Source organism: Pseudomonas haemolytica (assembly GCF_009659625.1).
Taxonomy (GTDB): Bacteria; Pseudomonadota; Gammaproteobacteria; order Pseudomonadales; family Pseudomonadaceae; genus Aquipseudomonas; species Aquipseudomonas haemolytica.
Window position 1 is genome coordinate 572,213 of the sequence record NZ_VOIW01000004.1, and the last position, 21,757, is coordinate 593,969.

The window sequence follows — 21,757 nt, forward strand, 5'->3', positions numbered from 1 at the left end:
ATGGGTTGCCGCTGATCAGTCGGTGCCGTACTTGGGGTTACGCGGGCCGTACAGAATCCCGGTGCGTTGCCCTGCCGACAGCAACCGCGCACTGGTGATACCGGCAATCGGATGCGCCGCATCGGTGGAACTGTTGATCACCTGCTTGACCGCTGCCGTGATCAGCATGCCCACCAGGCCGCCGCCATTGTTGTTGCCTTCCTCGCTGGAAGCCCGTGCCGAACCGGTCCACAAGGTGGTGCCGGTGCGCAGGTCCACCAGCTTGGCCGAGGCCGTCACCGAGGTGTCGCTGGAGATCAGCATGTACTGGGTGCCGTACTGGCTGATAGTGATGTACAACGCCGCGTCCGCACCAAAGATCTCGTGCAGCTTGGCCGGCAGTACGGCCTGGATGTCGTTGGCGGTGGTCAGGCCGTTCTGGCGAAAGGTTTCATCCACCAGGGCAATCGGCATCACGTAGTAGCCGGCTTCGGCCAACGGGTACGTCACCTGCGATACCAGGCTGTAGGACGCCTGCACTTCCGGCGACTCATTGATCGGTGGCAGTACCAGGATCGACTTGGGTCGTGCCTGCTTGTACGCCGTGTAATCAATGGTCTTGGGCGCTGCGCAACCGCCGAGCAACGCCAGGGCCAGCAAGGCGCCGGTGAGTTTTAACAGGCTCATTTAGTGGCGACTCCGGTCTTGGCGTTTTTCAGCAGAAAGTCCATGTACGCAGCGGACTCAGGGAACAGTGCCTTCTCGGTGCGTAACTCCTGCACCATCTGGTCGTCCTTGCCCATGGTCATGTACAGCATGCCCAGGTGCGCGTGGTAGCCCGGCGGTGCCTTGCGGCCACTGGCGTTGATCTTTTGCAGGTCACGCTCCAGTGCTTCCACCTGCGCTTCCTTGGGCTCGCCCTTGAAGTATTCGTATACCTGCGGCTGGTAACTTTCCCATTGATAAAGGGGCTGGGGCGCCGTCTGGCACCCCGCTACCGCTGCGATTGCTGTCAGCGTCAGCGCCAACTTCACTGCCTTGCTCATCCGTGTACTGCTCCTTGAGGTGTTGCTGATCAGTTACGCGGGTTCCAGGCACCGGCGTTGATGCCGTCCACCAGGCGGTTGATCGCTTCGCGCATGGCCAGGTCGAGCACCTTGCCATTGAGGGTGGAGTCGTAGCTGGCGGTGCCGCCGAAGCCGATCACTTCACGGTTGGACAGTGCGTACTCACCGGCGCCCTGGGTGGAATACACCACTTCGGAGGTGTTGATGTTGACGATATTCAGCGCGACTTTGGCGTAGGCCACTTGGGTCTTGCCACGGCCAAGGATGCCGAACAACTGGCGGTCGCCGGTCTCTTTGCGGCCGAACTCGGTCACGTCGCCAGTCACCACGTAATCAGCGCCCTTGAGCTTCTGCACGGTGCCTTTGATTTTGGCTTCCTGGGAGATTTCGCCCATGTTGTCGCGGTCCAGCACGCTGAAGCGGTTGGTCTGCTGCAAGTGGGTGATGAGGATGGTCTTGGCCTGGCCGCCGAGACGGTCGACGCCATCAGAGAAGATGCCGCGCATGTAGCTGGAGCGGTTGTCGAACTTGCCCACGGCAATCGGTACACGCACACCGGAATAAGCCACGTGGGCGCTGGCGACTTGCTCCACCGGCATGGCGCGGTTGCTCTCGGTGGCGCAACCGGCCACGGTCAACAGCGCCGCGGCGGTGAGGCCCGACAGCAGGATTTTGGACAGTGTCTTCACAGGGTGCTCCTTGGGTGAGGAAATCAGCGTTGCTGGGTTTTCCAAGGAGTTAGGCAGCCTGACAATACGCTGGCCTGAATTCTTCCCTGAAAGACTGTGATGCAACGGCTGCGGCATTTTACGGGGTTGAGAGCGGTTCTCAAGATGTTTCGGCCATGCACAGATCCAAATGTGGAGGTCTGCAGTGTGGCTTAGCCAGTGGGAGCGCTTAACGCGCCTGCTGCTGGCGCGGCTCTGCGCAAAACTGCTCCCACCCTTTTTCGATGCGGCCGGTGTATTTGCCGCAGGACGCGCCCTCCAATGCGGCATCGAGCTCATCGCGCTCTGGCGAAAACCATATTCCATCGGCCACATAGGCCGCGCCTGCCGCCAGCACGAGCACCACTGCCAACCGGGTCGCCATGTAGCGCGCAGTGGCCCGAGGCGTACGCGAGCGCTCGAATACAAACGCGAACAGCAGCCCAATGCCGCCCATCAGGAAAGCACCCGGCGCCGCCCCGAAGATGGCCCCCGTCGTACTATCGAGGCGGCCCCACGTCAGCATGAAAATGCTTGCACTGAGGAACATCAACAGCAGGCACACACCCTGTGCCAGTCGATAGCCAAATACCCTCATCTAAACCTCGCTCCTGCAATCAATAGGGTCATGCCTGCGTCGGCAGGCTTACTTGAGTTCCTTCACCAGATACCAATTAAGGGGACAGAATTATTAAATTGTCCCCTTTTACCCTGTTCTGACCCAACGCTCCGGATTCACGCAAACCAAATGCAAGGGCTAGCCGGAATGCTGGCCAGTCAAGCGCAGGTCCCCTGTGGGAGCGGGCTTGCTCGCGAAGGCGTCGGCCCAGCAAACATTGATGTTGACTGACCCACCGCTTTCGCGAGCAAGCCCGCTCCCACATTTGATCTTCGCTGCTTTGAGCATTTCGCTCGCTTAACTGACCGGCATTCGGGCCTGCCCACAGGGCTCAGCGGTGTTGGTTAGAACGCGTAGCGCGCCTTGAGCATGACGCCGTCAGCATCGAAACCGCTGCGCGCCTGGCGGGTGTAGCTGGCGCCGACGGTGAAGTCCGACACCTGGTAATTCACCCCCACGCTGGCTTCATAGCTGTCACGCGCCACCGACGCACCGGTGACGGTAAACGCCGAACCACCCGCCACGAAGTTGGAAGTTTGCGCGACGCGGTCACCCATCAAGTCGTGGTAAGCCATCAATGTGGCTTCCGGCTGTAACGTGCCGGTGCTCAATGGAAGGTTGGCCGCCAGGCGTATACCGGCACCCAACTCGCCCACTTCATAACGCTGCGAAGCCGTGCTCAAGGCCGCTGACGAACCTTTCTCGGTAAAACCATCCATGCGCACGTTGGCATAACGCGCAGCCACACGCGGCTCGATCACCACCGCCTGGGACGGCTTGAAGCTGTAGCCGCCGACCACGCTGGCCGACAACACATTGCTGTCATAGCTGCCCTTGGCCGTGGTGCCCGCGACGTGGCGCTTGTTGTCATTCTCGTTATGGCCGTAGCTGAGGCTGCCATCCACGAACCAGTTCTGCAGCGCCCAGTTGCCGTACAGCGACAGCGCATGGCCCTCGACGTCGGTCTTGTTGCCCAGGTCCGAATGGATATTCGAGTTGAGGTAGCTGTAGGCCACGCCCAGGGTGGTGGTGTCGTTCAAGCGACCGTCCACACCCACCGCCATGCCGCTGCTGTTGGCCGAGTAGCCGTTGTTGCCGCTACGACCGTCCTGGTCCATGTTGCTGCTCAGGCCTTGCACCCACACACCGCCAGTCTGGTGGCTGTCGCGCTGCTCGGTGAGGCGGTTGAAGATCGCGCCGTTGACCACGGTTTGCCCCGACAGGGCCACGTCGAGGGCGCCACGGTTGACGTCCGGTGTGAGCTGGTCGGCGAGCTGCGCGAGTTGCTGTGCACTGCCGGCGGTGGCCACGGCCTGGAATATAGGGTCGTATTGGCTGAGGTCGCCGAGCAGGTGGTTTTTCACCACATTGACCGCAGTAGCAGCCGACGCCCCAGCGCCGACACCCGCCAACTCTTGCTGCACTTGCTGATCGCTTTTCACCGCCACCACGGCCTTGACCGTCTGCGCATCCGCCGAGTAGCTGAGCACGTCCAGCAACGACGACGCGCTGGCGACGGCCACGCCGTTGTTCTGCAGGTTGGTGGCTTGCAGCAAGGTGTATTGCGTACCGGCCTTGGGCGCGGCGAAGTCGCCAGGGTTGGCGCTGATAGTCAGCTTGGAGGCCTGAGCCAGGTTGGCTGTACCGTTGACCGTGAGGTACGGCGTGGTCGGCACCACACTGTCGGCCAAGTGCATATCAATGCCCGCACCGCTGGCCACATTGAGGGTGCCGGTGACGGTGGTGCCGGGCGCGGAGAGGTTCAACGAACCTGAGTTGACCGACACCGGCGCGATGATGCGACTGCCAGTGAAACCTGCCTGGCCGTCGACGTTGACCGCGTTGAGGTTGAGCAGGTCGCCGGTGATTTGGCCGCCGGTCCAGTTCAAGCTCGCGAGGTTGTTAGCGTCGATAGCAGTCCCGCTGCCGCTGCGGATTTCGCCGGCTTGCTGGTTGATCTCCAGCGGCGCCACCGGGCGCGTGGGGTCGAGGTAAATGGCGGTGGCATCGGCGCTGATCACGCCACGGTTGACGACGCCCCGTGCACCGCTCGGTGCGTTGTTGGTGAAGGTTGCGCCACGCAAATCCACGGCGACGGCATTAACGCCCTTGGCCTCGATAGTGCCGGTGTTGAGCAGGTAGTCGATATTGCCGCTGTAAAACTGCACCGCTTTTGCCTGGTCGCCGAGCACCGAGATCAGCCCGCTGTTTTCAATTTTCAGGTCGTTGGTGTCGGTTTCGATCACGAACCCCAGCGCCTCTCCACCGGTAACACGCAGGGTGCCGGAGTTAAGAATCTTGCCGCCGACGGTGACCGGCATGTTGTTGTGCGTGTCCAGGATCAACCCGTAACCGTAGTAGGAGGTGACATCCACCACGCCGGAGTTGATCACATCGCCGCCGACACTCGTGCCGTTCAGGTAGATACCCTCGCCGTCGCTTTCCGGCCCCGAACCCGGCACGTCAACGGTGATGATGGTTCCAGAGTTGATCACACTGCCGCCGACGTTTGCCGCGCCGACTTCAAACCCTTCTGCCCAAATCTGGTTGGTCAGCCTGATCGTGCCCGCTTGAACGACATCGCCGGTGATGGTCCCACCCCGGCTCGTGAGGTCTGAATCCAACGCACCATCCACAACAAACCCGCGTATGTTCAGGCCACTGCCATCGATGGTGTAATCGGCGCGATTGGTCAGCGAACCCTGGATATTGGTATCGGCCACACTCGCGCCATCAACATAGCGCTGGGTCGCTACCACATTACGTGAACCCACCAGGGTGACCGGCTCGTTGAACACTTGGTCTTTCCAAACGTTCTGGCCAGTGCTCACATCGAATTCCACCGCGCTTGCGTGTGCGGCGCCGGCGCTGACCATCAGGGCCAACAAGGTTTTCTGGAACGGCTTGCGCTTCATTTCAAACTCCATGAACTACAGTCAAAGCCGCCAATACGCCCGGCGGCAGTAGGTGTGCTGAGCGAAAGGATCAATCGATCCGAATGATGCCCCCAGGGCGCCTTTGCAAATCGCAGGCGCGAGCCGGTGCACCGTGGGCGGTGGCACAAAGGGGCTGTAAGGGGGAGAGGTTCACATTAATCCTTAATGTTATTGAAAACGCTGCAGTCCATGCAGCCCGACCGATTGCGGGTGGGCGGGGTAAAGACACTGGGATAAACAAAATGTTCAAAGCCCAGGGTGGAGGCGCTTCACAATGGAAGGTATTGCATGAGGGGTGGTGCCATTGTTGTGATGCCTTGCGCGGTTTTGGGTGGGGGGCTTATAGCCCGGCGGTCGCTCAAAAAGCGACCGGGTTTGGCGACCCGAAGAACGAGCCCTCAATAATCAATGGAAAGAAAGGAGAAAGAAAAGAAAGGGGACAGATTTATTTATTTGGCTTTTTTACTGGCACCTCGAACCCGAATAAATCTGTCCCGCTTCTCCGTTCTTACCCATTCAGACGACGATGATGTCACCGGAATCCAAATAAATCGAGTAAGACTCATAACCATCTGAAACATCCGACTCGATGGTAATTTTCGCTCCCGTGCTAAATTTTATTTGTAGTGCGTCAGTTTCGACTTTCTCAACAGACTCAACGTCCATTAATAAAAAATCCAATAAGGGTGCACTGGTAGACGAGTCGTTAAATTCGCGCTGACCCACAATGTCGTCAATTTGATATTTCAACCCGGCTTCTACACAGAATGAAACTTTATAAGGCGACACACCAGCGAATGTCTGCGGTCTTGAAAAATCAAGCCTCGTGACACGCACTCCAAAACAAACCATTTCCAGATAGCAGCCAGAAAGTAGAGAAAAATCAAAATCATCTGACAAAGTGCTCATATGTACCTCTAATTAATCTATAAGCGTTCAGCGACGAACGGGGGGTAAAGAATCAGGAGGAAGCGGAATATGCGTGTCTCCCTGACCGATCCCCGGCTTTCCAGTCGCAGGATTCATCGGCTGCTTCCCTGAATTTTGCCAGCGCCAGTAGCCATTCTCATAACCTGAAACAGCTGACGATCCAGGGGGCATAACCCGTATGTGCTCTCCTTTCGCGGGATCTGTCCCTTGCGGATAGTAGACTTCACCGCCGTTTTTACCCGGTCGGCTCACCCAGCCAGACGGGATTATCGGGGCCTGTGGTGGATTTGATATTTCCTCTACGGTTTTTGGAGTCTTCGCTTTGCCTTTGGGTACCTCCGTACCTTTTACAGTATCCGCGCCTACTCCGCGTGGTTCGCCGCCAACGTACTGCTGCCAATCCGGATGATAAGGATTGGCTCTCATTTCATCGGAGACAGTTGTAATTCCACCAGAGGAGTTTTTTCCCCCTGCCGTTGTTATATCACTCTGACCGCTTTTCCCTTTCCCCGCGCCAGAACGTGAGGGTAATGTAATCCCAATTCCTGCCTTAATTGCCTCCGCGCCGAGCTTAACTAATGGCCCACCACCCGCAGAGCTGATATCTGCTGCAATTTGGCTGGACGCGTCTAGGTTGTTCCCTATCACAAAACCAACCGCAGAAGCAGCACCGCCCTGCCCTTGGGATCTCAACCTACCTACCAGATCAACGAGTTTCTGATCATCGTTCGCCAAGGAAGTGGCAATACCTCTGCAGCGTTGCGGATCGCGTGCGCAAAGCGCATCCAACTCGTCATTTCTCTGCTGATCAAGTTCCGCATAACGCTGCCGGACCTCACGCTTCTCTTGCTCCGTAGCCTTGCTATCTACCTCCCGAAGCATCTCCTCGACTTCTTCGTGGTAAAGATAGTTGAACGTCGTCGCCTTCTGAGCAATCTGAGAGCCTTTTTCCAAATCTCCATCGACCGCCGCAGCTGCTAACAAGCCTGTCAGCTGTGAAAGCATCAGCGTGATGTCGTCATTGCCTTGAGCAGCCCACACCAACTGATTGATGAGTGCCTCATTCAGCCCGGCAGAGGCAGCCCCGGTTTTGAAATCGCTACCTGTGGCTTCAGCTAGCAATCCCCCCATCAAAGCATGCGCAATAATCTTTTGAGGGCTGCCATTGGGGAACGTGACGTAATCACCCACCCAATTAAAACCGGTAGCCATTGCAACGTTGCCAGCCTCTCCCAACAAGGCCGCATTGAAGTTGTCGCCGAAGCTTCCCCCTTGAACGGCCGTCGATATCCCGCTGGAGATTACCGCCCGACCACCAGTACGCAGCGCGATATCGCCTGCTGACGTCCAGGTGAAAATATCTTTGGAGGAGTTTGTAACCGCCAAGGTTGAACCCGTACTCGGGGTAACACCTTGGACTGTGCTTGTACTTGTGCCTGCACCTGCGCCATCAGCACCAGCGAACCAATTAGTGTCGGCATACTCAAGAGCCCCCGCCGTAAACCCGGCGACTGCTGCGCTTTTCAGGCTATTGGCGCTGACCGTTTCCTTAAGCGCTGCACCCAAATTGCCTTTGTTGTTGATGGTGCTGGTGACTGCCGTCGTACTCAGGCTGGTGCTCACCGCAAGGGTGGCTCCCTGCAACCCGAATCCTACCGGCCCCATAATCGCCGCCATCATGATTGCTATCGCAATCTTGGCACCGGCACCCAACCCTGAATTGTCGTACTTGAAGCTCTCGTGAATCTCTTTCACCTGGCGCCAATCAATGTCGCCACGCGCCTCAGCTTGCTTCAACCAGGCCAAATTAGGATCAGCCTTGACCATCGCATCAACGGTCTGGCTTACAGTCTGCTGATCGACCTGTTTGACGTCGATACGAATGCCTTCGGCTGCCTTGATGACGAGTTTTCCTTGGGCAACCAACTCGCTCTGACGCAAGGTTTCGTCTGTATTACCTTTGCCCTTAGCGCTGAACCACGAAAGGTCGCTTTTGCTCTTAGTGTGGCTCTCATCGTGCAGGTCCTTGACGCCTTCAAAGACAATTGCACCGCCGCTATCAAGGATGATGTCCTTGCCGCTATTAAGCTTTGCGACTTGATACAGCTGGTCGCCATCGCTTTTCAGCACCAGGTTGCCACCTGTCTTGATCTCGGTACCTACCTGAGTAGTGCGGGTCACTTCATCCATCTGCGCCTTTTTAGCGCCCCAGCTTCCCTTCTCCTTCATGTCATACAACGTATGCGTGCTGTTCTCAGCCGCCAACAAACTCAACTTATCCCCGCTATACAGATAAGCCTCATTCCCCGCGCTGATCCTGCTCGCCACGATCGTGGTGTCACGCCCGGCCTGGCTGACAAAATCCCCACCCGCCGTGATTACGCTTGCCACTTGGGTAGTCTGGTCGTCCGAGGTCTTGATGCGTTTCTTGCCGTGTTTTTCCTTGCCCTCGACGTTGTGCATGTCGCTGACCGAGGCGACGCTTAAGTCGCGGCCGGCGGCGATGTTGAGGTCTTTGCCGGCGGTGGCGGTGGTGTCGTTGGTGATGTCGCCTTTAAGCGCCGTGAGGCTGACTTGCTTGCCGCGGATTTCGCCGGCCATGGCGTTGCGGATGCTGTCCTGGGCCAGCAGGTTGAGGTTGTTGCCAGCTTCGACCAAGCCGCCAGTGTAGATACTGCCGCTGCTGATGGCGGAGAGGTTGTTGCTGGCGCGCAGGGTGCCGACGTTGATCAGGTCGCCGCCGGTGACCAGGTTGAGGTCGCGGCCCTGGATGAGACTGTTGCCGCGTACGTTGCGCGAGTCCGCCTGGGCCAGGTAGAGCACCGGCACGAGGACGGTCTGGCCGTCGATGACGCGGTTTTCCATCCACACGATGTCGTGCGTCAGGGCGCCGACTTGCTGGTCGGTGAGGGCCACGCCAAGGCTAAGGCGCAGGGCGTCTTTGCTGGCAAGGCCGTTGTCCATCAGGTAGCGGAATTGGTCGGCGTCGCTGTAGAGGCCGCCGGCGAGGAAGCGTTGGCTTTTTGATGCCTTGCACGTTTTTACGTGAAGGACTTATAGTCCGCTGGTCGCCCCCATGGCGATTCAGGTTTGGCGACCTGACGGTAGAGAATGCGCAAGCTGGTGGCTTTTGTGCAGCCACTTGCGCGCCTGCAAAGTCGTTTTATGACGGCTGTGCGCGGGAGACCTTCGGGTCTGCCGGTTTTCTCTACTGCCGGTTCGCCAACCTGCGTACAGCTGTCACCCATACGTTTGGCGACGTTTGAGTGATGGCATTTATCACTTAAGTAGAGAGCTTAATATGAACCGATACATGCCGTTAACAGGTCACGACTCAACCATCCCCGCGCTGGTAATCGACACGCAAGCGCCTCTCGATGTTCTCTATGACGCCGCCGCGTATCGTATTCGCGCGGTGACGCAGTTTTTGGAGAACCTGGCGTTTCGGGAGGAAATCAGCAGTGATGCGATTGTGCTGCACGACTTTGCGCTGTTGCTGGCCATCCCTCTGAGAGATGGGTGTGATCTACTGGATGTGGTTGGACGGAAGTTGAATTCGCTAGCTTCTTAAATAAAAATGGGCGGTTATCTGGTAACCGCCCTACTCAAAAATCCAAGCAGACAAAAATAAAAATTGATTTTTAAAGAACGCAATTCTTGTAACCCTATCAAAAACCGGATACTTATGGCCCGACACGTCGGCCCTGTTCGCGACAGAAATATATTAAACAAATTGCCAATTTAAATATAGACAAAATTCTCATACTGACAAATAAGGTAAATGACTATGGATAGCAAACAGATCAATGAAGCCAGCAAATTTCTTAGCTACGTACTAAGACATAAACCACACTCTATTGGGCTTGAGTTAGACTCGGACGGGTGGGCAGAGATCGACCAATTAATAATTGGCTCCGCGAATGAGGGGCGTAATATAAATCGTGAAATGATTTTGGCTATCTTGACAAGCAGTGAAAAAAAACGCTTTGCAATTTCTAGCGATGGGCAACATATTAGAGCTTTGCAGGGACACTCAAGTGAAAATGTAAGTATCCGACTCCCTGCTGAAACCCCGCCGACAATTTTGTATCACGGAACGGCCACTCGCTTCCTAAAGTCAATCCAGCAACAAGGATTAATCTCCGGTTCTCGCCATCATGTACATTTAACAAAAGATAAAAGCACAGCATTAGCCGTTGGACAGAGATACGGAAAACCTGTGATCCTCATAATTGACTCTCTAAAAATGCATCAAGACGGTTTAGCTTTTTATCTAGCTGAAAATGGTATATGGCTAACAACCCACGTTCCGCCACAATATATTATGCAGGAACAAGGAAGCTCCATCTAGCATAAAGGTCTGGATACACGCACCTTATAGCTTACATCAACCAAACACCCAACTCTCAGCGTAAATCTTTTCATTCAAAAGAAAAGGATTTGGCTATCACATATACAGCGACACCTATAGAATGGAAAAACAATCGATAATGAGCATAACCGGAAATACCAGACCTTTCTTTATCTATATCTACCATCTCTGAATAACCATACTCGACCAAACAATTAAGAAGCTCTATGCCTTCATCACTTGAACAGCTAAATGGGCTGTACCCAGGGAACGGCAACTTATAAAAGTATTTTGCCTTTTTAAATCGAAACGTTTTTTTTCGTCGGAAGCCCCATCACCGATTTCAAAAAAAACATTTATGATCAGTTCTGTTCCTGCATAAAGTATTTCAACCCTACTCTCACCATCAAGGGGCAAAAAACTATTCATATCAACAAGTTTTTTAGGATTAGATAATTTCACTTTGTTTATTTCCTCGCCTTCTCTACAGAGCCTTCATAGTTTTTATTAAGCTGATTCTTTACCAAATCATCAAAAGTTGTATTATCAAAAGCTTTTAGGCCGGTTTTATCGATACCGTGCCATTGGCTCTTCGGTATGCCTGCGTCTATGAGCGCAGTGGAGGTTCTGGTGTTGGAAATTACTTTTCTTCCGTCGATAACCACATAATCAAGAGGTACCTGATTCGGACGAATAGTAGGAGAAAGGGGACAGATTTATTTAATACGCTTTTCAACTCTAATTTAAATAAATCTGCCCCCTTTTCTCCCGAACCAAAAGAATAAATTATCAAGTTTTTCATATTTATTAGCCAGACCTTTCAGTCCTCTCCCTCCACGGCTATAAAAATAAGACATTCACTCTCAACAACATCCGAGGGGATAGACCTGTAAACAAAAATCTCATCTCCCAAATTCAAAATAAAAAGACGCTCTTCGCAATCAAATGAAAAACCAACACCCACAACCCTATCCTCCACTGAGGATTTCACCAGAACAGCTGAAGACAGCGTTTTTTTTATAACATTACTAAAGCATGCATCGTCGGACATCGACGCAATTACTTGCGCGCCATACTCTTGCATATCGCACTCGATTAATGGCTCCACGGATAGTCCTATCGAAGCCCCATCACTATCGCAAAAAAAACGGCCAGGAATGCTTCCTTCAAAATGGAAACTAATCTCTTGCGGAAAGCCATGCGCCACCGAGCCTAACTTATGAATCAGGGCGTCCACCGACAAAAGCTTTTTGCCAATGGCAAGTATAAGCCACGCTTTCAACGAAGAGTCTTTCATCATCTAACCTTCCCTTCCAGGGGAAAAGGGGACAGATTTATTTGTCAACTTTCTACGAAAATTCAAATAAATCTGCCCCCGCTTTCTGATCCCATACGACGCTCTATTCACTAGGCAGACTTTGAGGGAGAAACCAATAAGCGGCAGCCCAAGTAGAGCCCCCACCCAACAAAAAACTCAAAACCACAGGAAAAATATTTCTCATTATTTGATAGTTCTCAACTTTATTTATAAAGAAAAAAACAACACCAAACATCCATACGGAGGAAACAATAGCGCCCACAACTGAAACCACTACGTACACTTTAAACCCACCCACAGGCTTAATAAAAACCAGTGATAGAGCGAAGACCAATGAAGGAAGAAAGAAAATCAATTGCGCCATTAATGGAATTGTAATAAATAGCGAAAAAACCTCACCCCCTCTCACCTCTCCGATTAATGATGAGTTTTCAAATACTGTTACCATTATCGAAATTAACATTAATGGAACAGCTACCAACCCCGCAAAAAATGGACATAATAAGAATGCGAAAAACACTTTTATTCGGGGATATGTACTAGACGTCATAGCGCGCATCCTTGACTAGCATCATAGCCTAGCAACTTACAACCAAATTCAACCCTAGATCTATAATCTAAGATATCTACACCATCGGTGATACCCGGCACATCAACTGGCAATTTTGCCGCACCTTTGTCCGAATCCGTCATGTATTTTGATACCCCAAAAAAGGAACAAAGAGGAACAAAAGGGGACAGATTTATTTATACGCTTTTCCAGCTCAACTTAAATAAAATCTGCCCCCTTTTTTCCGCCCCCTTTTTTCCAACTGTCCCCTTCCCAACTATCTGACTAACTAGGCAACGGTTTCTTGATCACCATTAACAGAATCAAACAGTACGCCGACAACACCAGCCGCCATAAATCGCCGCTTCACTTCCTCGCTAACTATGATCGCACCCAAATATTTTTTGAGTCTAAAGATATGACTTGATCCGACCCTGCCCGGGTCAACCACCAAATTGTAGAAAGCACGATAATTGCCGGCCATATCTGGCCTAACAGGATCATTAACCTCAAACTTTTTATAGCGAGAGCGCTTTTCATCCACGCAATCAATTTGCGTTTCTATAATCATCAAGAAATAGTTCTGACAAACCTTTTTATTATTTATCTTAACCGGCTCAAAAATGACATTTTGATAAGGTTCGTCTATCTCTGGCAAGCCGGCGAGTGAATTTATTGCCCTCTCGCTTAAAACAGGAACACTGGCGTACCCAGCAAGGGAATAATCAACTTCTTTACCGTCGAATCTTACATCGAGGGTATATGTGCCTGGCTCCATAAAATTAACTGGAGGATCACTGAAATGCCAGTTATCTACATGATGTACATCTCCGAGCACCCACCTATCGCAGACAGTTACATCTTGTCGCATTAAATAATATTTCATTTCAGTCCCTCGTAAGCCATTTATTAACTTCACTACCCACGATTACTGCTTCTGACTTAATTCCTTCCAATGTCCTTGTCACAGCTGACTTATACGCTGGAGTCCCTGGAGCTAATCCTCGAGTAGCCTGCTCCAAACTACCAAATACATACTGGTGATACTCAATCGGATGAGGACCTCTGTGTCCTGGCACCGCAACCAAGTTTTCCGTGGCACGGTTAATATTAAGGTCAGCGCCATCAAAGAATTGCTGATACTCCTTTGTCCACGCTATCTGTCCATTCGCGCCAGAGGTACATTTGTTAGTACAAATATGATGTATGGGTATAGATTCGTAATTTACTGGTGCGGGGACACTGACCCGGCCTTCATCCAATGTAACATAACCACCGCTGTTATCCCGATACACAGGCTTCCCTTCTGCAGTATAACGCCCAGTTGAGTTATACACTCCACCTCTAGGCCCAGTAACCGTGGCTGTACCATCTGCGTTCCGACTCAAAAGATAGTCTACTGGCACGTTAAACTCAGGTGATGGTAAGGCTAAAGGCTTGCTTGAGGGTATTTCTCCCGCTGCTTTTAAATTGCTCGCTGAAAGCTCTTTCGAAAGCCCCTCAACCAAATCCGCAGACTCGGCAACCTTACCTTCCAGATAAAGTTTTTTAGCCTTCCCTAAGACTTTCTGGGCGGCATCACCGGCGCCCGGGATGAGTCCAATACTCGCCATGGCATAGTCAAACGGATCCTCAGCCTCATAGAAGCCCTTTGCATCGCCGTAAACCGGAATGAAGTCTGAACCAAATTCAGCGAGCTGCTCAGCCAGGCGCTTTGTCTGAGCAAGCGCAATCGGGCTATCTACTTGCTTAATGCTTCGAAGCTCCGCCTCAATGGAATACGCCGCAAGCTCTTTATTCTGGTCAATTTGCTTAGCCTGCTCTTTAGCCTCAGGGCCAAATCTTGCAACCACAAGGCTTCGAGCAGCCTCCGATGCTTCTCGCCGTAAAGAACGACAGGTAGCACCTGCACCATTCGCACTGCAGGCTGTGGTTAGCGCCAAATCTCGACTTTTATCTAGAGCATCCAGAGCGTCAGCACGCCCACACGCAGCACTATCTCCTCCCTGGCATTTCTTCTTGGCAGCCCAGCGCTCTTGGTTTTCTTCATGGTTGAGGTAGTTGTACTGTGTCGAACTGCCCGCCACCCATGCTCCGGTCTGCAAACTCTCACCGTCAGCATCACTGTCCACCGACGCCGCAAGCACACCAATCAACTGCGAGCTCATCACCAGCAAGCTCTTTCGCTTATCCTCCGGCATGCTGGCGTACTGTTTGGCGAGGCTGTCTACCAGGGCTTCGTTCACACCTGCTGCCAACGCACCGGTACGGAAATCGCCGCCAGCGGCTTCAGCTGCCAGCCCGCCCATCAACGCATGCAGCCCAATCTTGGTGATACCGCCGTCGGCAAACCGATTCTTGGATACATCACCAATCATGTTGAAGCCATAGGCAGCAAATGCATTGGCAAGGCTGCTTTGCAATGCATCCCCGAAGCTGGCTTCTCCTCCCAGCGCTTTAGTCAGGATGGCCGATGTGCCGTTTTGCAGAACCTGATTCGCAGTAAATTGACCAACACCTTGCCAGGTACTCAATGGGCTCGCGGATGTCACTGCGCCCGAGTTAGGCAGCGCAGTAGTAGTGCCTGTCTGCGTGCTGGTCCAGTCGTCGTAGAACCCTGCGGTCAGCCCCGCGGTAACCCCCGAGACAACATAGCCCCGCATCGCATCGCTGGAGGTTACGTCCTTGACCACTGCGCCTAAATTGCCACGGTTATTGATTGTGCTGATAGCACCATTGCTGGCCATGCCGGCAAGCACAACGCTGCCCGCAGCATTGGCCCAGCCTGCGGCAGATGTGGCAGTGGCAGCAGCCGTCGCCCCAGCCATCGAGGTGCCCGTCCCAGCGGCTGCAATTGCGCCGCTGGCGGCCCCCATCGTGAAGTAGGTAACAATGATCGCTATGACAATTTGCGCACCGGCGCCCAGGCCGGAATTGCTGTATTTGAAGCTGTCGTGCAGCTCTTTGACCTCGCGCCAGTCAACATCGCCACGCTGCTCCATTTGCTTGATCCAGGCGAGGCTTGGGTCCGCCTGGACCATCGCGTCGATGGTCTGGCTTACCGTGTTCTGGTTAACCTGCCTTACATCAATCTTCAAGCCGTCCACGGCCTTGATTGCCAGCTCACCCTGCGCCACCAACTCACTCTGACGCAACGTCTCGTCGGTATTACCCTTGCCCTTGGCGCTGGTCCAAGCCAGGTCACCCTTGCTTTTCTCGTGGCTCTCCTGATGCAGGTCTTTGACTGCCTCGAAAGTCACCGCACCGCCACTGGTGATGGCCAGGTCTTTACCGCTCTTAAGCCTAGCCCGCTGATACAGCTGGTCACCGCCACTGACCAGCGACAAATCCCCACCGGTCTTGATCTCAGTCCCCACATTCGTAACGCGTGTCACCTCATCGCGCTTGGTCTTCTTCGCGCCCCAGCCACCCTTCTCCTTCATGTCGTAAAGGCTGTAGGTGCTGTTCTGCGCCGCCAACAAACTCAACTTATCCCCGCTATACAGATAAGCCTCATTCCCCGCACTGATCCTGCTCGCCACGATCGTGGTGTCGCGCCCGGCCTGGCTGACAAAATCCCCACCCGCCGTCAGCACGCTTGCCACCTGGGTGGTCTGGTCGTCCGAGGTCTTGATGCGTTTCTTGCCGTGTTTTTCCTTGCCCTCGACGTTGTGAATGTCGCTGACCGAGGCGATGTTGAGGTCGCGGCCGGCGGCGATGTTGAGGTCTTTGCCGGCGGTGGCGGTGCTGCCGATGATGTTGACGTCTTGCCCGGCCTGCATGTTGAGGTTGCCGCCGGCCGTGACGCTGGCGGCGAGGTTTTTGACGTCGGTGGTGATGCTGGATTTCTCGCCGCCGTCGCGGGTTTCGTGCTTGATGCTGGTGTCGCTGGCGGCGATGAGGTTGAGGTCGCGGCCGGCGGTTAAATTAGCGTCGTTGCCAGCGGTGAGTGCGCCGCGGTTGGTGAGGTCGCGGCCGGCGTCGATGGCGAGGTTTTCGCGGGCGACGATGGTGCCGGCGCTGGTGTCGGTGAGGGTGCGCATGCCGACGCCGTCACGCACCTGGATGGCGGTGGTGTCGTTGGTGATGTCGCCTTTAAGCGCCGTGAGGCTGACTTGCTTGCCGCGGATTTCGCCGGCCATGGCGTTGCGGATGCTGTCTTGGGCCAGCAGGCTGAGGTTGTTGCCGGCCTCGACCAGGCCGCCGGTGTAGATAGTGCCGCTGCTGATGGCGGAGAGGTTGTTGCTGGCGCGCAGGGTGCCGACGTTGATCAGGTCGCCGCCGGTGACCAGGTTGAGGTCGCGGCCCTGGATAAGGCTATTGCCGCGCACGTTGCGCGAGTCGGCCTGGGCCAGGTACAGCACCGGTACGAGGACGCTCTGGCCGTCGATGACGCGGTTTTCCATCCACACGATGTCGTGGGTCAGGGCGCCGACTTGCTGGCCGGTCAGTGCCACGCCGAGGCTCAGGCGCAGGGTGTCTTTGCTGGCCAGGCCGTTGTCCATCAGGTAGCGGAACTGGTCGGCGTCGCTGTACAGGCCACCGGCGAGGAAGCGTTGGCCGGTTTGCGCGAGCACGGCGTCACGGATCAGACGGGTTTCGTACTGGCCGTCACCGAGGCGGCGCCAGGCGTTGTCGGAGGTGTAGCCGAGCTTGCCGAGCATGTAGTCGGAGCTGAGGAAGCCTGATACGGAGGTGAACTCGGGGTTGGTCTCGATCAGGTAATGGCTGGTGGGGTCGGCGTTCTTGACGAACAGGCCGTACTCGCCCTTGGGCAGTTGGAAGGTCGGCGAGGTGGTGGGGTCGACCGGGGCGAAGGCGGTGCCGGTGTAGTCCACGGGCACGAAACCGCCGCCGGGGGCCACGCCCACGACGGGCAACACGCTGCCGGGCGCCTGGGCGCTCGGGTCGTTGGCGTGTTTGCTCAGGTTGATGTTGATGCCGCCAACCGGGATGCCGGTCTGGTCGTCGCCGAGGGTGCCGGTCAACTGCGCCAGGGTGTTGTTGTGCAGCGTGCCGTTTTGCAGGGTGCGGGCGACGTTGAGGTTGACCGTGCCGCCAGCTTGTAGGGTAGCGTCGTAGCCAGGGCCGCCGTTGTTGGTCCAGGTGGTGACGTCGCTTGTGTGGGCGAAAGGCCGGCTATTGGGCGAGCGGTTTTTCAGTTCTTCGAAGCGCGCCTTATCGAAATGCCCAGCCGCCGTGGCCGCATTGAACGCGGGAACGTCGACATATTGCATGCGTTCAAACAAATCGTCGGAAACATGCCCTGGCGTGCTGATGACAAGCTTGCGCTGCCCCGTGCGCGTGGCGGCGCCCTGGTTGAGCAGGTCACCGGCGGTGATGCTCAGGTCGCCATTGGCGGCCATCAGGCTGTAGCGGTTCTGCACATTGTCGCCTTGCACTAGCATGTTTTTGCCAGCCACCAGGCGTGCCGCTACCGAATCCTTGGTCGCCGCCTCAAGGTACGTCTCGTAGATGGTGATCTCGCCACGTTCCCAGTTGTCTTTCTCGCCGCAGTGCTGGTGACAGATCCAACTCAAGCTGCCGGTGGTCAGCGTCTGCCCGAGTTCGAATTCATCTTTGGCGTTTTCGATGAAGCCCGCATTGATGCCGATCGAGCCTTCGCTTTCAACGGTGCCGGAGCGGTTGCTGAACAGCACGGCACGCCCGCCATCCCGTGCGGCGAAGCTCAAGTTGCCTTTGCTGTAGACATCGCCATAGAGGTTGCTGAAACCATTGCTGCGCAAGGTCATGTCGCCGCCGCTGAACAGCAGCGTGTCGGCGGCGTTGGTGATGCCGTTGACTGCGGTGAGGTTCACTGCACCCTGGGCACCGAGGGTGCCGCGGTTGTTGATTTGCGCGGCGGCGATATCCAGCTGCTGGCGGGCGGTGAGGAAGCCGAGGTTGTCCAGGGTGCCGCCGAGGGTCAGGCGGGTATTGGTGGCCGCCAGGCGGCCGCCGTTCTGGCTGAGGTTGTTGGCGGCGACGGTGAGTGTTTGCAGGGCCGAAACGCGGCCGCTGTTGGTCATCTCGCCGGTGGTGATGCTCACGTCACCGTCGCTGAGCAACTCGCCGCCGTTGTTCAGGCTCGCCACATCAAGGGTCAGGCCCTTGCCGCTGGCCATGCGGTCGCCGGCCTTGAGGGTCAGGCCCTGGGCGCTCTTGTAGGTGAGGACTTCGTTGAGTTGTACGCGGCCCAGGCCGTCGACGGTGCCGAACGCCCAGTCGGCGGTGCCCATGCCATTGATAGTGCCTTGGCTGCCGCTGAGGCTGGCGGTGTTGAGGCGAAACAGGCCGGTGCCGGCGTGCTGGATCTGACCGACCTGGTTGTTGAGGCTGGCGGCGTCGAGGCTGAACGCCTGGCTGCCGAATTCGAGGGTGCCGTTCTGGTTATTCAGCGCACCGCTGAGGTTGAGACTGCTGTCGGTGCCGCCCAGGGCGCGCAGTTGCCCGTTGGCGCTGTTGTCCAGGTTGCCGCCGTTGAGGCTCAAGCCCTGATTGGCTTCGATCAGGCCGCCCTGGTTAATGAGAGTATCGCGTGAGGTCAGGTTGAGTTGGTTGCCGCTGATCTGGCCGCCCGCGCTGTTGTCGAGGGTGGCGCCGCTGACGGTCACCTGCTCTTTGCCGAACAGTTTGCCGCCTCGGTTGGCCAAGGCTTCGACGGTCAGTTGCAGGTTGCCAACCAGGCTTGCCATCAGGCCGTCGCTGGCGTTGTCGAGCGTGTCGGCAGTGACGGTCAGGCTGTCGCCCTGCACGGTGCCGCCCTGGTTATCCAGGCGGGCGGTGTGCAGTTCGGTAAGGGCGCCGCCGCTGAGGATCAGACCTTTGCGGTTGCTCACGTCCTGGCCGCTGTAGCTCAGGCCCCCGGCGCCGGCCAGCAATTGGCCGCCGTCGTTGTTATTCAGGTGTTGGGCGGCGATATCCAGACGCTTGCCACGCAGGGTGCCACCGTCGTTGTTAAGGGTGGTGAGTTGCTTGACCAATACGCTGCGTTCGCCCGCGTCGATCTGGCCGCCGACGTTGGTCAGCAGGTCGCTGACATTGAGCACCACGTCGCCGCCATCGCTGACCAGCGCGCCCTTGTTGCTGTTGTTGAAGCTCTGCGCCGTCACCTCGACGGTTTGTCCAAGCAGAATGCCGGCGCTGTTGTCGAAACGCTCGCCGCGCAGTTGCAGCAGGCCTTCGCTCTGGATGCGGCCCTGGGTATTGAGCAACTGGCCCGGGCCGTTGAGCAGCAGGCTTACGCCCTGGGCGCCACCGGCCAGCAGGCCGGCGTTGCGGTTGTCGAGGCCGGAGGCGCGCACGTCGAGCCCATCCCCCAATACGCGCCCGGCGCGGTTGTCGACGTCACCACCGGCGACGTCGAGCAGCAGTTGCTTGCCGACGATCACGCCGCCTTGGTTATCCAGGTTCGCGGCGTGCAGTTCGATATCGCCCTGCCCGGCCTGTAAACGGCCCTGGGCATTGTTGAGCTGTTGCGCGGCGGTGAGGGTCAGCTTGCCGCTGTCGGCGCTCAGTACGCCGCCTGCGTTGCTGCTGAGGTTGCCCGCCTTGACGTTGAGGTCTGTGCTGGCCTGGGCGAAACCCTGGTTGTTGTTGAAGCTGTTGTTGACGGTGAGGTTGAGCGCGCCGCCGTCGGCCTGGATCAGGCCCTTGAGGCTGTTGTCGAGGTCGCTGGCGTTGACTGTGGCGGTCTTGGCGACCAGCACGCCGTTCTGGTTATTCAGCTTGCCGGCGTTGACGCTCAGGTCGTTGGCGATGACCTGGCCACCCCTGTTGTTCAGGTCGGCACTGCTCAGCACCAGGCTGCCACCGGCCATTTCGATGCGGCCTTGGCGGTTGTCCAAGGACGCGCTATTCAGCGTTGCGGCCTGGCCTTCGCCGAAGCGAATCAGCCCGCCGAGGTTGACGATGGCCGGCGAGCTGATCGCCAGGCTTTGTTCGCCAAACAGACGTGCGCTGGCACCTTGGTTGGTCAGTTTGGCGCTGCTGACCTCGACAGTCTTGGCCTGGATGATCGCGCCCTGGTTGGTCAGCGCCTGCGCGGCGGTAATCGCCAAGGCACGGCTGGCCAGCAGGTTGCCGCTGGTGGTGACGGTCTGCGCATTCACGACCAAGTCGCCGATGGCGTTGCGGCTGTTGTCGGGCGCAACGCCGGCTTCGATGATGCCCGGGTTGGTCAGCGTGGCCGCGTTGAGTTCGATGCGTTGGCCGGCGGCCACGCTTTTCTGGTTGACCAGGGCTTGGGCGCTGGTGACCTGCACATTGCCCGTGGCGTAGACCTTATCGGTCAGGTCGACGTTCTGCGCGGTGACCTTGACGTTACCGCTGGCCGCCGCCTGCGCCATGCTCAAGCGCCCATTGGCATCAAGCTGGATATCGCCGCCACTGGCCGCCAAGGTGCCGTCGAGCTTCACGCCCACACCGGCTTCGGTACCGACCAGCTTGATCGCGCCGGCATACATGCCGCCCAGGGCCGAGGAGTCGATCGCCAACTCGGGTTTAGCGCTGCCGTCGTCGGCGCGGGCGGTGGCTTTCAGGGTTTGCGCATCGACGTCGTTGCGGCCAGCAATCACGTTCAGTTCGCGGGCGTTGATCTGCGCGTTGATCTTGGCCGAGCGGGTAATGATGTCGAAGCGCTCGACGTTGCTGGCGTTCAGGCCCTCGCCGTCGATGGTCACGGCGCCGCCATCGACCTGGTAGCGCTGCAACTGGCCGTTCTGGTCGATCACCGGTTTGCCGGTGGTCAGGGTGACGTTCGGGGTGTTGATAAAACCGCAACCGCTGCAGGTGATGCCGTACGGGTTGGCAACAATGACCTTGGCCGACTGCCCCGCCACTTCGGTGTAGCCGCGCAATTGGCTGCGGCTACCGCCGTTGACTTCGTTGAGGATGACGCTGGCCGCGCCGCCCTTGAGGTTGGGGTTGCCGACGATGTAGCCGCCCAGTTGGGTGTTGACCATGGCGCCGTTGGCGTTGTTGAGGATCACGCCGTTGGGGCCGACGTTGTAGTCCTTGTACTGGTTATGGGACAAGCCAGCGCCGTTCGGCGTGGCGATGTTCACCACCGGTACGCCATTGCCCGCCTGGCCGACCGTAGTACCCGGCGCACTGACCACGATACCTTCGGCCTGGGCCAGCAGCGGCTGCCAGAACAGCGCGTTGGCCAGGATCAGCACCAGCCCGCGCTTGGGCAGGCCGAAGAACGCGTCGCGCGGCTTCAGGGCAGCAGAAGGTTGGCGGGCCAGGAAGGCAAATTGGCGAACATCCATTGTCAGTTTCTCGTTGCAGCGGGGCGTT

General features: G+C 56.5%; 13 protein-coding genes and 1 pseudogene. 2 read left to right on the forward strand and 12 right to left on the reverse strand.

The window, feature by feature from the left end; translation table 11 throughout:
- Window positions 1-15 precede the first annotated feature (15 nt).
- From FRT59_RS16500 to FRT59_RS27555, 7 genes and pseudogenes are all read right to left on the reverse strand, one after another.
- A complete protein-coding gene (locus FRT59_RS16500; RefSeq protein ID WP_034116756.1) occupies window positions 16-666 on the reverse strand; it encodes a DUF799 domain-containing protein in 651 nt (216 codons plus the stop codon).
- Window positions 663-1,025, reverse strand: coding sequence for a DUF4810 domain-containing protein (locus tag FRT59_RS16505; RefSeq protein ID WP_153871704.1), 363 nt, complete (start codon window positions 1,023-1,025; stop codon window positions 663-665). The genes FRT59_RS16500 and FRT59_RS16505 overlap by 4 nt, the downstream gene beginning before the upstream one ends.
- A 29-nt stretch (window positions 1,026-1,054) precedes the next feature.
- Complete coding sequence (locus FRT59_RS16510; protein WP_005783620.1) at window positions 1,055-1,735, reverse strand: CsgG/HfaB family protein; 681 nt, start codon at window positions 1,733-1,735, stop codon at window positions 1,055-1,057.
- Between the two features lie 208 nt (window positions 1,736-1,943).
- Window positions 1,944-2,351, reverse strand: a complete 408-nt coding sequence (locus FRT59_RS16515) for a hypothetical protein (RefSeq protein WP_034116754.1) — start codon at window positions 2,349-2,351, stop codon at window positions 1,944-1,946.
- Window positions 2,352-2,716: 365 nt separating this feature from the next.
- Window positions 2,717-5,287, reverse strand: a complete 2,571-nt coding sequence (locus tag FRT59_RS16520; RefSeq protein ID WP_153871705.1) for an autotransporter family protein — start codon at window positions 5,285-5,287, stop codon at window positions 2,717-2,719.
- Between the two features lie 537 nt (window positions 5,288-5,824).
- A complete protein-coding gene (locus FRT59_RS16525) occupies window positions 5,825-6,217 on the reverse strand; it encodes a hypothetical protein (protein ID WP_034116751.1) in 393 nt (130 codons plus the stop codon).
- Window positions 6,218-7,339: 1,122 nt separating this feature from the next.
- A pseudogene (locus tag FRT59_RS27555) lies at window positions 7,340-9,268 on the reverse strand (DUF637 domain-containing protein); the annotation flags it as partial.
- A 271-nt stretch (window positions 9,269-9,539) separates the two neighbouring features.
- On the opposite strand from FRT59_RS27555, the gene FRT59_RS16535 reads away from it, so the two are divergent.
- The gene (locus FRT59_RS16535) at window positions 9,540-9,809 is read left to right on the forward strand and encodes a hypothetical protein (protein WP_116665464.1); all 270 of its coding nucleotides are present in this window, start codon (window positions 9,540-9,542) and stop codon (window positions 9,807-9,809) included.
- A gap of 216 nt (window positions 9,810-10,025) precedes the next feature.
- Window positions 10,026-10,589 (forward strand): RNA 2'-phosphotransferase, encoded by a 564-nt coding sequence (locus tag FRT59_RS16540; protein WP_080752884.1) that lies wholly within the window; start codon window positions 10,026-10,028, stop codon window positions 10,587-10,589.
- Between the two features lie 225 nt (window positions 10,590-10,814).
- Here FRT59_RS16540 and FRT59_RS16545 read toward each other — a convergent pair whose 3' ends face one another.
- The 5 genes from FRT59_RS16545 to FRT59_RS16565 all read right to left on the reverse strand — a co-directional run bounded on the left by FRT59_RS16545 (window position 10,815) and on the right by FRT59_RS16565 (window position 21,729).
- The gene (locus tag FRT59_RS16545; protein WP_153871706.1) at window positions 10,815-11,051 is read right to left on the reverse strand and encodes a hypothetical protein; all 237 of its coding nucleotides are present in this window, start codon (window positions 11,049-11,051) and stop codon (window positions 10,815-10,817) included.
- A gap of 358 nt (window positions 11,052-11,409) precedes the next feature.
- The gene (locus FRT59_RS16550) at window positions 11,410-11,889 is read right to left on the reverse strand and encodes a hypothetical protein (protein ID WP_153871707.1); all 480 of its coding nucleotides are present in this window, start codon (window positions 11,887-11,889) and stop codon (window positions 11,410-11,412) included.
- Window positions 11,890-11,989: 100 nt separating this feature from the next.
- Window positions 11,990-12,457, reverse strand: coding sequence for a hypothetical protein (locus FRT59_RS16555; RefSeq protein ID WP_153871708.1), 468 nt, complete (start codon window positions 12,455-12,457; stop codon window positions 11,990-11,992).
- A gap of 289 nt (window positions 12,458-12,746) precedes the next feature.
- A complete protein-coding gene (locus FRT59_RS16560; protein ID WP_153871709.1) occupies window positions 12,747-13,343 on the reverse strand; it encodes an imm11 family protein in 597 nt (198 codons plus the stop codon).
- A 1-nt stretch (window position 13,344) separates the two neighbouring features.
- Window positions 13,345-21,729: a two-partner secretion domain-containing protein gene (locus FRT59_RS16565; protein ID WP_153871710.1), complete on the reverse strand. Its 8,385-nt coding sequence runs from the start codon at window positions 21,727-21,729 to the stop codon at window positions 13,345-13,347.
- Between the last annotated feature and the right edge of the window lie 28 nt (window positions 21,730-21,757).

Excerpts from the sequence above, each read along its gene's own strand:
- FRT59_RS16520 (WP_153871705.1), bottom strand. The coding sequence starts at position 5,287 with ATGAAGCGCAAGCCGTTCCAGAAAACCTTGTTGGCCCTGATGGTCAGC.
- FRT59_RS16565 (WP_153871710.1), bottom strand. The coding sequence starts at position 21,729 with ATGGATGTTCGCCAATTTGCCTTCCTGGCCCGCCAACCTTCTGCTGCC.
- FRT59_RS16515 (WP_034116754.1), bottom strand. The coding sequence starts at position 2,351 with ATGAGGGTATTTGGCTATCGACTGGCACAGGGTGTGTGCCTGCTGTTG.
- FRT59_RS16535 (WP_116665464.1), top strand. The coding sequence starts at position 9,540 with ATGAACCGATACATGCCGTTAACAGGTCACGACTCAACCATCCCCGCG.
- FRT59_RS16540 (WP_080752884.1), top strand. The coding sequence starts at position 10,026 with ATGGATAGCAAACAGATCAATGAAGCCAGCAAATTTCTTAGCTACGTA.
- FRT59_RS16560 (WP_153871709.1), bottom strand. The coding sequence starts at position 13,343 with ATGAAATATTATTTAATGCGACAAGATGTAACTGTCTGCGATAGGTGG.
- FRT59_RS16555 (WP_153871708.1), bottom strand. The coding sequence starts at position 12,457 with ATGACGTCTAGTACATATCCCCGAATAAAAGTGTTTTTCGCATTCTTA.
- FRT59_RS16505 (WP_153871704.1), bottom strand. The coding sequence starts at position 1,025 with ATGAGCAAGGCAGTGAAGTTGGCGCTGACGCTGACAGCAATCGCAGCG.
- FRT59_RS16550 (WP_153871707.1), bottom strand. The coding sequence starts at position 11,889 with ATGATGAAAGACTCTTCGTTGAAAGCGTGGCTTATACTTGCCATTGGC.
- FRT59_RS16525 (WP_034116751.1), bottom strand. The coding sequence starts at position 6,217 with ATGAGCACTTTGTCAGATGATTTTGATTTTTCTCTACTTTCTGGCTGC.
- FRT59_RS16500 (WP_034116756.1), bottom strand. The coding sequence starts at position 666 with ATGAGCCTGTTAAAACTCACCGGCGCCTTGCTGGCCCTGGCGTTGCTC.